We start from the raw sequence: 12,881 nt of genomic DNA on the forward strand, positions 1-12,881 counted from the left end.
ACCGCGTCCGGGGATATCCCTCTACGAAGCAAAATCGGCGGTGATAGTCTCGCGGATACGGTTTAAGCGCGGGTTTTCCCGCTTTTTATGCCACACCAGGTAAAGATAGCTGGTCGGTGAGATCTCGACTGGCGTCGGTGAGACTAACCTGCCCTGCGCCAAAGCATCGGCGCAATGATAATCCGGCAGCACGCTCCAGCCCTGCCCGTCGATCACCATCTGGCGGATAACCCGCATGTCCGGGATCGTCAATGCCGCCTGCAACGGCGGTGCGCTATGGAACATCGTCTGCCACAACGTTCGAATCAGCGGTAGATCTTCGTCAAACGCGATCAGCGGCAGTTGGCTGAGGGTAGTCATGTCAGGCGCCACACCAATGGCGTCGGTCAACGCAGGACTATGCACCAGCAGCATTCTTTCCGTATGCAGCAAGCAGTAGTGGTAATTTTTTTCATCCGGCACGCTGGCGGTAATGGCAAAGTCGACGCTGTCATCCCCCAGCATGGCATAAATTCTCGCCCGGTCGCCCACGTGAAAGCGCACCCGATATCCGGCATTCATTAATTTTGCGAGGGTTGGGGTAAAACGGTAATAAACAAAATCCGAGGAGCCGACAAAATAGACCGTCCCACCCGCATCTACCTGTGGACGATAGCTGGCAATTTTCGCCTCCACACCGTCAATAAACGGTGCAACGGCCCGAGCCAGCTCTTCCGCCGCGTCCGTGGCCTTGACCCCACGAGCCTGGCGGACGAATAGCGGTTTACCCACCAGCGACTCCAGCGCCTGAATATGCTGCGAGGCTGCGGGCTGGGTGATCCCAAGTTGCTCCGCAGCACGGGAAAATGAGCCAGTTCTGTATGCTTCAAGAAAGGTTCGCAGGTGGGTCAGATGGCTCATTCAGGGTTACTCTTCGTTTAATTTGCTTATTAGGCTACCGCACCCTCCGCGCCAGCGGCAAGACGACGCGTAATTTGCCACCACAATAATCCCAAACCCAGTAATGAGAGCAGCGCACCAGCAAGCCCTACCCACACGATACCCGCGTGAACGATTGTTATCCCTCCCAGCACCGAACCCAGAGCGATTCCCGAGTTAAAACCGGCGATATTGAGCCCGGCGGCTACGCCGTGAGCGTGCGGCGCATGAGTCTGGGCAATGCTAATAAGGCGAGCTTGTAGCGCAGGTACGGCGGCAAAAGTCAGCATCCCTAACAGGGCAACCAGAATTCCCATGAGCCAGAGCGAACCACTGAATAGCCACATTCCCGCCGTGACGATAATGATCCCCAACACAATCAGTACCGAGGCGCGATTAACGCCAAGTGCATCAGTCATTTTGCCACCGAGGATATTACCCAACGCCGCCATCACACCGTAGATCAGCATGAATATACTGACCGTTGCCGTCGTCACGCCGGTTTTCGTCGTCAGAAGTGGCGCAATATAGGTATAGGCGGTAAACGAGCCGCCGTAGGCCAGTACTGTTACTAGCGCCCCGGCCAGCAAGGTGGGATTAAGCATCGTGGCAAGATGACTGAGCGCAGAATTGCCTTGCGCATTTTTTGGCGTAGCCAGCGCATCTTTCATACCAAACAGCAGCCCAAAGAAGCCAATCGCACCAAAGAGGCCAATCGCTGCCATTACATAACGCCAGGGCACCACACCGGCCAGAACGGTGCTGGCCGGCACGCCAATAGCCATGGCAAGCGTGAATCCGCCGAACACTACCGCCACGGCGCTACCGGCCTTTTTCGGGCCCGCCAGACGTGCGGCGGTGCTTGACGCGACGGCGAGAAACAGTCCATGGCCCAGTCCGGCGATAAACCGCGCCGCCAACAGCAGCGTCAGATTGGCGGCAAAGGCCGCGGCGAAACTTCCCAGCGTGAAAACCACGGCGGTCACCAGCATCACATTTTTACGACTCCAGGACGCGGTAAGCGCGGTGAGAACCGGTGCGGCCACGGTGGCACCCAGCGCATAGGCCGTCACCGCACCACCGCTCTGTTCAATGCTCACGCCTAATCCGTTTGCCATCACGTCAGTCAGTCCGATGGGTACAAATTCAGCTAAACCCAGCGCAAACGCGCTGAGGGTGAAGATATAAATAACGAGCGGCATAATCGCCTCCGAAAAATGAAGAGGCGATAAAAATACGGAGAATTAAGACATAACTGAAATTATCGATTTTATATCAGACATTAATATTTTTATGTCATGGTGATGGCGTCGAAGAGCGAGATACGGCGACTATCCTGATGATCGCACCTGTCCGAACTACCACACCCACGCAGGGCCGTAGCCCCGGTAGGGCGTTAGCCACCACCGGGAAAAATACCGCTAATACCGCACGCAAACCGATTTCGTTTCGCACCAGTCATTCAGCCAGTCAGGGCCAAAATCGCGTCCGGTACCGGACTGCTTCATGCCGCCAAACGGCAGGTTGGCGTCAATCAACGTATGGCTGTTAACCCACACTGTGCCCGCCTGTAGACGGTCGGTATAGTTCAGCGCCTGAGTCAAATCACGCGTCCACACGCTGGCGGTCAGGCCGAAATCGCTGTCGTTGGCCAGCCGTAGCGCTTCTTCACCGTCGGCAACGCGCACCAGGTTGACCACCGGGCCAAACACCTCTTCACGAGTGAGGCGCAGGTTAGCATCCGGGTTAATCACCAGCGTCGGCGGTATGTAGAAACCCTGCGCGTCAGGGCCAACGCTGCCGCTGATCAGTTCCGCGTTCTGCTGGCGGGCTTCGTCGAGATACGCCGCCACTTTGGCGCAGTGCGCCTTCGACACCACCGGGTTTATCTGGCTGCTCTCCAGCATGCCAGGTCCCACCTTCATCGATTTCACCGCTTGTTCGAAACCATTCACCAGCGTATCGAACAGCGGCGCTTCGATGTAAATCCGTGAGCTAGCGGCGCAAACTTGCCCTTGGTTGAGGAAGCTACCGGTCATCAACCCTTCGATCACCCACTGGGGATCGGCATCTTTGAGTACGATAGCCGGGTTTTTACCGCCTAATTCCAGGGTTACGCGGGTCAGGCGGTCGGCGGCCACGCGGGCAATCTGTTTACCGGTGGCAGTCGAGCCGGTAAAGCTCACCTTCGCCACTTGCGGGTGCGAGGTTAACGCTGCGCCGCATTCGGCACCGCTACCGGTGACCACGTTGAACACGCCATCCGGCACGCCCGCTTCCGTTGCCAGTTCCGCCACGCGCAGCAGGGTCAGCGGCGTAGTTTCCGACGGTTTAATGACAATAGAGCAGCCAGCCGCCAGCGCGGGCATCACTTTCCACATGCCAATCATCAACGGGAAGTTCCACGGCACGATCCCGGCCACGACGCCAACCGGCTCTTTTTTGGTCCACGCCTGATAGCGCGCCCCCTGCGGAAACGGAATCGACACGTCAAGCGTTCGGCCGCTGATCTTAGTGGTCAGCCCGGCGGTATAGCGCATCCAGTTCAGGGTGCAGCCCACTTCAAAGGCGCGAGAAATGTTGATTGATTTACCCTGTTCAAGGGTCTCCAGTTGCGCCAGTTCTTCGCCATGCTGTTCAACCAGATCGGCAAAGCGCAGCAATATGCGTTCGCGGTCCGCGGGCGTGCGCCCGGCCCAGCTGCGGGAGACAAACGCACGCCACGCAGACATCACCGCGCGGTCGACGTCTGCGGCATTGGCATCCGCCGTGCTGGCGATAGCCTGCCCGGTGGCCGGGTTCCAGACGGTTAAGCGCTTTTCACTCTCTGCCGTCTGCTGCGCACCATCGAGGTACAAACCATGCTGTCTGTCTAAAAACTGCTGCACGCTGGCAAGTAGCGCGACCTGTGATGTGGACATACCCCTTCCTTATTGTTCGCGGATAGTGGTTTCAGTCTAAGTCGGGGTCGCCATTCGCGCTTTTTTCTCTGTGACATTCGCTTGTGCCGCTGTGACAGGCTCCGCAATTAAGCCGATTACGCGGACAGAAAATGTGCCGCAGGTAATAGTTCTTTCATATACTCCGCCTCCGGCCCTTGCCTCCAGAACCATAAATGCAACAATACAAAAACATTATTATTACAATGGATGCGCGATGAGCACGGCAAATCGTGGGCAGGATTACCAGCATTGGTTAGCAAAAATCAATCAAGTCTGCGGGCAATTCGCCGCCCGGCCGCTGGATGATAATTTTCACGGTGAAATAGACGCCAGCTATGCGGGCAGCCTGAAAGTCAGTACCGTTACCGCTCGCGGCATCAACCTTTATCGTACCCGGCAAGAAATTAAGCGCGACAATGACGCCTGGTTTTATACTGTTTTCCAGCTTTCCGGCCAGGCGACCGTCGAGCAGGATGGCCGTCAGGCGCTACTCGAAACCGGCGATATCACGCTGATTGATGCTTCCCGTCCGTGCTCGATTGTCTGGCAGCAGACCTCGCGTCAGGCCTCCTTGTTATTACCAAGAACGCTGCTCGAACAGCAACTGCGCGGCAGCGAAATCTGCATTGCCACCCGGCTGGCGAAAAGCCTGCCGATGGTTCAGCTAAGCCAGCGTCTGCTGCGAGAAAGTATGAACAGCCCAGAGCTGTCGGCAAGCGAAAGCGAAGCGGCGCTGGAGGCGATTGTCTGCCTGCTGCGTCCGATGCTGCATCATCAGGAGGCTCAGCCATCGCGGCGCGATAAGCAGTTTCGCAAAATCATGGATTTAATCGATGAGTCAATTCAGGCGGAACACCTGCGCCCGGAGTGGCTGGCCAGCGAAACCGGGATGTCGGTACGCAGTCTGTATCGGCTGTTTGCTGAAAAGGGGCTGGTGGTCGCGCAGTACATTAAGAATCGTCGGCTCGATCTGTGCGCCCGCGCGTTGCAGAGCGCACATGATGACGAAAAGCTGGCGGGGATTGGCTACAGCTGGGGTTTCAGCGATCATAGCCACTTTTCCACCGCCTTTAAGCAACGCTTCGGCATCTCGCCGGGGGAGTATCGCAAGCGCTGCCGTTAGCTATTTTTTCAGCCATTTGCCGTTAAGGCCCTGCACATATTCCCCCGGTTGCGCCCTGGCGACCAGCTTCTGCCCGGCCATTTTCGCTACCTGATCCACTGGCAGATTGTTGTCATCCGCCAGTTGCTGATAGCTCTCACTGCGCGCAGCATTAATCTGTTTAACCAACGCCAGGGTTTCTTTATCCTGTCGCAGCGGTTCAAGATAGCCATTGAGGGTTTCGCCTACCCGCCCCTGCTGGCGAGCTTCGTTCAAGGTTAAAGCCAGTGCCTGAGTGCTGAATAACACGAGCGCCAGCGTCGCAGTTAACAGTCGTTTTCTCATCATCGCCTCAGAACAGATCGCTACGCGATTTGAGCAGATTCTCAACATCTTTATCCACCTTGATATGAATTTCATGCTCAATTTTGACATTCATATTGATGGTGATCGGCTCCTTTGATGCCGCAATCTCAATGCGCGGCGTACAGCCCGCCAGCAGCATGGTCGCCAGAAAGGCGGTGAGTAGTTTGATCATTATTGTTGTTCCTTACAGGTGTTACTGTCCTGACAGCGCTGCGCGGGCAGCCTGGCATTTTGTTCAAGCCACGCTTGCAAATTGTCGCCAAAACGCAAGCTGCGCCACAGGTCAAAAATATTCTCTTCATGGGAATAGTTTAAGTGCACCGTGTTGCTTTTGCCCTCTACCCGGCTGGTGCCGCTAATCGTCGCCTTCAGCGTCAGTACGCCAAGGTTATCGAGGTTGATGCGCGTCCACGAGGTGGCGACTTCCATATAGCGCAGCCAGTTTATCGCCGCCCCGGCGGAGACGTTGTCGGCCACCAGCGCGTCCGCTGTGTCTTTATCCAGGCGCATTGTCATCGGCCCCGGATTATTGAACCAGCCGTCCTTGATTATCCATTTATCGTTATTCAGCCACAGCGGCAGCGCACCGTTAAACGGTCCGGAAACCGCAAACTGCTTCACTTTGATAGCACTAACCAGTTCGCTGCTGGAGATATTTTGCAGACGAAGCAGCGCCGGATCATGCTGCGGCATCCGCAACTGCTGCATGGTCAGCTTGCCGCCGAGTATATCGACGCTGACGTTGCTGAGCTGCAACGGGGCGTCTTCGCTCCACGGGTAAGAGCCCTGGAGATCCGCCGTCAGATTACGCGAAGTGAACTGGTTGACGATTTCCCCAATACGCAGCGATACCGGATGACGGGTACCGAGCTGCCAGGTACCTTCACTAAAGCGGAACGGCAGAACGAAATCGACGCCGTTAATCTGGTTATCCGGCATCCAGGCGCTACCGCCTTTCAGGACGCCGTGCCCGCCCGCTTCAAAACCCTGATCGGCGGCGGCAGAGAACGCCACCTGAGCGTACAACTCGCCTTCGCGTAGATTCATTTTCCACTCGGGCGGCACCAGCGGCTGGAACACGGTTAAAGACTGTTTTGGCCACCACGCCTGTCCACGCAGTCGTTCGCCGTCCCAGCGCCCGGTAACGCGCACCGGACCAATGCTTTGCGCATGCAATGAACCGTTGAACTGAAACCAGGTCGGGTCGCGCCCATCGACGTTAAATTTGAGCGTCGAGGGCGGGAGTTCGCTGCCGCCGCTAAAGGTGGTTTTTCCGGCGTCCAGCGACAGCGCTCCGGTCAGTTTCGGGTGCTGTTCATCGCGCAGCCAGTGGATCGGCTCTTCCAGCGTCAAACGCGGCGTGCTGACCAGCATGGAGCCGTATTGCAGCTTATCGAAGCCCGTAGACAAGCTGTTGAGCACGATGGCGCTGTCGGTCCACTCCCCTGCGCCTTTGACATCCCAGCGCGCCTGCATCGGCGTAAAATGGCCCTCGCCCCAATAGCGCCACTGCCAGCGACCGCGGTCGGGCATGAAGTTGTCGGCCTGACCGTCAAGATGCAGCGTAAAGTCGCCCATCTCCTGCTCGTGGGCGCGCAGAATGGCCTGCAAGCGACCATCCACGCCCTGTTGGGTCACTTTAACGCCCGCCAGCGGCCAGCGGATCTCATCAATATTGAGCGAATCAATCACTCGCCCGCGCGAACGCAGCAGCGCGCCGGGATGAAAATCGAGCACCGGCGCGGTGAGCGGACCACTCAGCTGTGCGGGCAGTTTGGCATAAAAAATCAGATCGCCGAGCTTGGCTTCACCGGTCAGCTGGAGCGGCATGTCGCTGTTATCCATGCTCAACTTACCGGGGCCGATATTCAGCACCGCGTTGCCCTTACCGGCCTGACCCTGGGTCAGCACGTTCAGCCGCCCGCTCACCTGCATCTGCTCACTACCCTGCTGCCAGTTACCTACCGACAGCGCGACGCGACCGCTCAGCGCATTACCGGCGTATTCGGTGTGCCAGCGGCCATCGCTGATGGCGATACGATCGGGCGTAATTTCCCACGGCAGGTCAAGCATTGGCTCCACTTCACCGCGTGGCGTAACCAACAGCTGTCCGCGATTCTCTTGCCACTCGAGTTCGGCATCCACCAGCCCGGGCGCTTGCGCAAACTCGAAGGTGCTGAACAGGTGACCATCGACCGGGAAGCCGTCCGGCACCAGCGGCATATGAAACTCGCCCACCAACTTCACCGGGGCCTGATCTTCCACTAAACGCGCGGAAAAGTTGCTGACCGTCAGCGCCTGGCCGCGCAGCCGCGCCTGAACAGAAATCTCTTTTCCGGCATAGCCAATATCCTGCTGCTCTGGCGTGAGCGACATCACCAGCCGCCCTTGCCATTTTTCCCACGGCGACAGACGCAGGTTTTCAATGGTCAGCCAGCTATAAGGAAGCATCGATTGCCATTCGGCGAGGGTTTTCGGCGCACCGGGAGCGGCTTCGCTCTCCGGCAGCTTGTTCAGACAGGCGCTGTTAACATCCAGCTCAGTGATATGTAAACGCCAGCGACTGGGACGGGACAGCTCGGCATTAGTGACGCGAGCGATTTCGCAGTCGCCCACCAGATAGCGCAGATCGGGGATACGCAGCGAGGTGCGCGTCAGGCGTGGACTGTCATTCAGGGCGATCCGGGTTCCGGCAGGCAGCCAGATCCCCGCCAGCGTGGGGACCCAATGGGTGAGCGTCAACAACAAAGCCAGCGGTAGCAACACGAGTGCTAATAATAGCGCGATGGCGGCTTTATATTTACCCTTCATGGGCAGCTAATATCCTGATTCAAAATAAGTAAAAGCCGAGAGGCCGTTATTGTGGCACGTTCGACCTGCGAGTTAAAGTTTCCGTCCCGTTTAAGCGTAGTCGCCGTCGCGTGATTCTCCAGCAAGCTATTGAGCCGATGTTTAGTTTTCCCCTGCGACACTGATTAACATCTGCAATCACAAACGGGCGATCCTGTGGAGTTGATTATCTCGCTGGTGGAGCACGCTCAGCGCCATTATTCATTGGTATTGCTGATGGTTTTCCTGCTGACGTTCACGAAATCCTGCGCCGTTATCTCGCTGCTGATACCGGGCACCTCCGGGCTACTGCTGTTTGGTACCCTGGCCTCCGCCAGCGTCGGGCATTTCTTGCTAATGTGGCTTAGCGCCAGCCTCGGCGCAATCGGCGGATTCTGGCTCTCGTGGCTGGCAGGACGCCGCTACCGACACCATCTGCATCGCATTCGCTGGCTTAATGCCGAACGTCTGGCCCGTGGCCAGCTGTTTCTGCGTCGTCACGGCGCATGGGCGGTCTTTTTTGGCCGTTTTCTCTCTCCGCTGCGCGCCACCGTCCCGCTGGTGACCGGCGCCAGCGGCACTTCTCACTGGCATTTTCAGCTCGCTAACGTCAGTTCCGGTTTGCTCTGGCCGCTAATGCTGCTGATCCCCGGGGCATTTAGCCTTAATATCTGGTAAAAAACATTATCTTTCAAAGAGATTCCTGAACCTGCCGATATGCTCTAGAATTATCACTATAACCTGATGATTAAACTAATTTTGAGAATTTGTAAGATTATTTTAATTATGCTACCGTGACGGTATTATCACTGGAGAAAAGTCTTATGAAAATCGCTGTGTATAGTACGAAGCAGTACGACAAGAAGTATCTGCAGCATGTTAATGATGCATACGGCTTTGAACTTGAATTTTTTGACTTCCTGCTAACCGAAAAGACCGCGAAAACTGCCAACGGCTGCGAAGCGGTATGTATTTTCGTTAACGATGACGGTAGCCGCCCGGTGCTTGAAGAACTTAAAGCCCACGGTGTGAAGTACATCGCCCTGCGCTGCGCCGGGTTCAACAACGTTGACCTCGATGCCGCCAAAGAGTTGGGGCTGCGCGTGGTGCGCGTTCCGGCCTACTCGCCAGAAGCGGTCGCGGAGCATGCTATCGGCATGATGATGTCGCTGAACCGCCGCATTCACCGCGCCTATCAGCGTACCCGCGACGCTAACTTCTCTCTGGAAGGGCTGACCGGTTTCACCATGCACGGTAAAACCGCAGGGGTTATCGGCACCGGTAAAATCGGCGTCGCCGCGCTGCGCATTCTTAAAGGCTTCGGTATGCGCCTGCTGGCATTTGATCCCTACCCAAGCGCCGCCGCGCTGGATATGGGGGTGGAGTATGTCGATCTTGAGACGCTGTACAGAGAGTCCGATGTTATCTCCCTGCACTGCCCGCTGACGGATGAAAACTATCATCTGCTGAACCACGCCGCTTTTGATCAGATGAAAGATGGCGTGATGATCATCAATACCAGTCGCGGTGCGCTGATCGACTCTCAGGCAGCGATTGACGCCCTGAAGCACCAGAAAATTGGCGCACTGGGGATGGACGTTTATGAGAACGAACGCGATCTGTTCTTTGAAGATAAGTCTAACGACGTTATTCAGGACGATGTTTTCCGCCGTCTCTCCGCATGCCACAACGTGCTGTTTACCGGCCATCAGGCGTTTCTGACCGCGGAAGCGTTGATCAGTATTTCGCAAACTACCCTCGACAACCTGCGTCAGGTGGATGCTGGCGAAACCTGCCCGAACGCGCTGGTCTGATTTTCCTTTCCCTTTTGTGCTCCCCTCTCACGGGGGGCACATTCAGATAATCCCCACAGAAATCACCTGCGATACAGTTACAATCCCCTTCATTTATTGATGTGATAAATATTTCTGGAGATTAAATGAACAAATTTGCTGCACTGCTGGCGGCGGGAATGCTGCTATCGGGCTGCGTCTATAACAGTAAGGTGTCGACCGGAGCGGAGCAGCTTCAGCACCATCGTTTCGTGCTAACCAGCGTCAACGGGCAGCCGCTGAAAGCAGGAGATAAGCCGCTAGAGCTGAGCTTCGGCGAAAAGATGCCGATAACTGGCAAGATGTTCGTTTCAGGTAATATGTGCAACCGTTTCAGCGGCACGGGCAAAGTCTCTGACGGCGCGCTGAAGGTTGAAGAGCTGGCAATGACCCGAATGTTATGCGCGGATCCGCAGTTGAATTCGCTGGATGCTACGCTCGGTAAAATGCTGCGCGAAGGCGCACAGGTCGACCTGACGGAAAATCAGCTCACGCTGGCCACCGCCGATCAAACGCTGGTATACAAACTCGCCGACCTGGTGAATTAATAGTTACCGCAGCTTCCGCCTGCCAGCGCCTGCTCGCTGCAGCGCTTGCCGTTTGGCAATGCGCACATGCCGATAGCGGAGCCATCAAGCTGGCGGGCCACCGATAACGAGCCGCCGACCATCGCGCAGTTTGCCTCACCGCTGCTGCTCATCGCAGCACGCATCCCTGGTGATACGCGCGCCGCTGTTGCCTGCTGAACAGGTTCATCGTTACTGCTACACGCCGACAGTAACAACGCGGCACATCCGACTAAAAAAGCTGCTCGCATTCTCTCTCCCCTCAGATACATCTGAAAATGAACAAACCCAAGAATAATAGGCAGCACAGCGAGCGGCGTCGAGAGGCAAAGTACGTATTTATGCGCCGTATTAACATTTTCTAGCAATTTTTTTGCGCAAAGGTTGATCTTATCGAGAAAGCCTGCAAGCAATCGGCCCCACTAATAAATAGGGGGTATCGTGAAAATATACGTTGAGATATTTCTTAAGTAGCCGACGCGTTGCAGAATGAGCGCATGAATACGCGCACGTAAAAATTCAGGATCGCCATGTTACGCAATTTGTTTAAATCTGAAGCAGATAAAACCAGAGACGAACTTACGACATTCAGGAGCTCACTTTTACCTTTTATCAAACAGTATCAATTGGAAGATCGTTGGCTGGAAGCATGTGAGGTCGCGTTTCGGGGCGATGATGCCATAACCTGGATCGAAAAAAATAGCCAACTCACGCGTTCAAGCCTCTTTTTTCAACGTGCCAAAGAAGAGATGGTTGCTGGTGCGTTTGCGGCTTATTTGCTGACGCATGCGCTGCCTCCCCTTTATTCATCGCATCTGAATACGCTGAAGCGTAAAGAACGTACGTTGACCGTTACCGACGATTATGGTGTTGAGCACTATGAAAAGTGGTTTAGCGAGCTGGAATACTTCTTCGAACACGTCATTAAATACGACCTGAACCACTGGATTGAACAACACCAGCAGCAGCTTAATCAGCTATGGCCGGACAACAACCCGGCGGAGTCAGTATGGGGGTCTGGTCGCGTGAGCTATCGCGCGTTCACTTTACCCGGGCAGTTCGAACGTATAGTCAGGCGCGAGATCATGCGCGTGGTGGACGAAATGCCCGAACCGCATACGCCAGGCTATAGCCCCCATTTAAGCGGAATCGACTATGAGCATTTTGTCGCCAGCTGTTTTGAAAAAGCAGGTGCCGCCTGCCAGGTGACGCGCGGCAGCGGCGACCACGGTCTGGATATTCTGGTCGATTACCGGGGATGTCGGCTGGCGGTCCAGTGTAAACACTATCAGGGAAAAGTTGGCAATAAAGCGATTCAGGAAGTCTTCGCCGCTAAACAATTCTACGATTGCCTGCTGGCCATGGTGGTCAGCAACAGCGAGTTTACTCCCCATGCCAGACAAGCGGCGCAAAAGCTGGATGTGTATCTTTACCATCATGATGAAATAGCCGCGTTTATTCAGATTCTCGATGAGTGGATTGATGCGCCTGAAGTTAGCTAATATGGTCGTTATTTCATACATAAAGATTGTGCGTGGTACAGGGATAATAGACCCTGTACCTTGCTTAAATATTAACTCATATATCATCTCCTTTTAACTCAGCAGCCGAAAAAAGCATAACAACTAAAATATATTCACGAGCTGTAGAATAATACTTTCTCCATTAACGATTTTAACAACCACCATTATTAATTGATTTATGACAAGCGGGAATTAGGAGGTTTAGTTGGTGCTCAGGAGATTATCAACTCCGAGCTGACGAGACGTGTCCATCGCATTTCTCCTGATGCTGATGGCTGGGTGAAAACCAATGATACTGCTGACCTCCATTAGTACGGAGGCCAGCGAACATGAAAAGAACAAATCAGCCGTGCCATTCAAGAAGTGTTTGAATAGGCTGAGTTTTGGCTGACTGAAGCATGAGAGAGAGGGCCATATAGCCCTTAACTATTTAATTCTCAGTTTGTTAAGCCGTTCCCCAACCTCCAGAACCACGACTCATCGTCACTGTACCAGCAACCAATGCTGCAGTACCGGAACCCGATACAACCACTTCACAGGTGACTGTGCGGTCATAGATATCAGTACGCACCCCATGGAAAGGTATTACACCAATAAGCGATGCTCCCAGGTCTCTTCCAATAGATGTAACGGTAAAGACTCTACTCCCCTGAATCCATACTTCTATGCGGGTGCTGGAAGTACTCATCCCTGCAGTCCAACGAACAAGCCCGCTTACAGAATACGTTTTCGCTGATTTAGCTTCACCAGAATCCGTATGAATGGCCTTAGACTTCCACTCCGAACCCGATTTAACCGGCAAC

At 55.0% G+C, this 12,881-nt stretch carries 12 protein-coding genes and 1 pseudogene; 6 read left to right on the plus strand and 7 right to left on the minus strand.

The window, feature by feature from the left end:
- Positions 1 to 21: 21 nt before the first annotated feature.
- From AC07P6_RS17180 to AC07P6_RS17190, 3 genes are all read right to left on the minus strand, one after another.
- Positions 22 to 900, minus strand: coding sequence for a LysR family transcriptional regulator (locus AC07P6_RS17180; protein WP_182238269.1), 879 nt, complete (start codon positions 898 to 900; stop codon positions 22 to 24).
- A 29-nt stretch (positions 901 to 929) separates the two neighbouring features.
- Entirely contained in the window at positions 930 to 2,120 is a 1,191-nt protein-coding gene (locus AC07P6_RS17185) for an MFS transporter (RefSeq protein WP_182238267.1), read from the minus strand.
- A gap of 219 nt (positions 2,121 to 2,339) precedes the next feature.
- Positions 2,340 to 3,839 carry an aldehyde dehydrogenase family protein gene (locus tag AC07P6_RS17190; protein ID WP_478313880.1) on the minus strand — a complete coding sequence of 500 codons (1,500 nt, stop codon included), beginning with the start codon at positions 3,837 to 3,839 and terminating at the stop codon, positions 2,340 to 2,342.
- A 235-nt stretch (positions 3,840 to 4,074) separates the two neighbouring features.
- Here AC07P6_RS17190 and feaR point away from each other — a divergent pair, with 235 nt between their 5' ends.
- Positions 4,075 to 4,983, plus strand: coding sequence for a transcriptional regulator FeaR (gene feaR / locus AC07P6_RS17195; protein ID WP_142467379.1), 909 nt, complete (start codon positions 4,075 to 4,077; stop codon positions 4,981 to 4,983).
- Here feaR and AC07P6_RS17200 read toward each other — a convergent pair whose 3' ends face one another.
- The 3 genes from AC07P6_RS17200 to AC07P6_RS17210 are packed head-to-tail and all read right to left on the minus strand — an operon-like array spanning position 4,984 to position 8,139.
- The gene (locus AC07P6_RS17200; RefSeq protein ID WP_110273411.1) at positions 4,984 to 5,307 is read right to left on the minus strand and encodes a YdbL family probable chaperone protein; all 324 of its coding nucleotides are present in this window, start codon (positions 5,305 to 5,307) and stop codon (positions 4,984 to 4,986) included. It lies immediately after the preceding gene.
- A 7-nt stretch (positions 5,308 to 5,314) separates the two neighbouring features.
- On the minus strand, positions 5,315 to 5,500 hold the full coding sequence (locus AC07P6_RS17205; RefSeq protein WP_110273412.1) for a YnbE family lipoprotein: 186 nt from the start codon (positions 5,498 to 5,500) through the stop codon (positions 5,315 to 5,317).
- A complete protein-coding gene (locus AC07P6_RS17210) occupies positions 5,500 to 8,139 on the minus strand; it encodes a YdbH family protein (protein ID WP_478313882.1) in 2,640 nt (879 codons plus the stop codon). The genes AC07P6_RS17205 and AC07P6_RS17210 overlap by 1 nt, the downstream gene beginning before the upstream one ends.
- A gap of 195 nt (positions 8,140 to 8,334) precedes the next feature.
- On the opposite strand from AC07P6_RS17210, the gene AC07P6_RS17215 reads away from it, so the two are divergent.
- From AC07P6_RS17215 to hslJ, 3 genes are all read left to right on the plus strand, one after another.
- A complete protein-coding gene (locus AC07P6_RS17215) occupies positions 8,335 to 8,835 on the plus strand; it encodes a DedA family protein (protein WP_182238260.1) in 501 nt (166 codons plus the stop codon).
- Between the two features lie 146 nt (positions 8,836 to 8,981).
- Positions 8,982 to 9,971, plus strand: coding sequence for a 2-hydroxyacid dehydrogenase (locus AC07P6_RS17220; RefSeq protein WP_110273415.1), 990 nt, complete (start codon positions 8,982 to 8,984; stop codon positions 9,969 to 9,971).
- A 125-nt stretch (positions 9,972 to 10,096) separates the two neighbouring features.
- Positions 10,097 to 10,537, plus strand: coding sequence for a heat shock protein HslJ (hslJ, locus tag AC07P6_RS17225; protein WP_182238258.1), 441 nt, complete (start codon positions 10,097 to 10,099; stop codon positions 10,535 to 10,537).
- Here hslJ and AC07P6_RS17230 read toward each other — a convergent pair.
- Complete coding sequence (locus AC07P6_RS17230) at positions 10,534 to 10,806, minus strand: putative hemolysin (protein WP_478313884.1); 273 nt, start codon at positions 10,804 to 10,806, stop codon at positions 10,534 to 10,536. The two genes, hslJ and AC07P6_RS17230, sit on opposite strands and share 4 nt — an antisense overlap.
- A 375-nt stretch (positions 10,807 to 11,181) precedes the next feature.
- On the opposite strand from AC07P6_RS17230, the gene AC07P6_RS17235 reads away from it, so the two are divergent.
- Complete coding sequence (locus AC07P6_RS17235; RefSeq protein ID WP_478313886.1) at positions 11,182 to 12,057, plus strand: restriction endonuclease; 876 nt, start codon at positions 11,182 to 11,184, stop codon at positions 12,055 to 12,057.
- Positions 12,058 to 12,249: 192 nt separating this feature from the next.
- A pseudogene (locus AC07P6_RS17240) lies at positions 12,250 to 12,453 on the plus strand (DinI-like family protein).
- Positions 12,454 to 12,881: the final 428 nt, after the last annotated feature.

The sequence above is a fragment of the Klebsiella sp. GFKo11 genome (assembly GCF_056490265.1).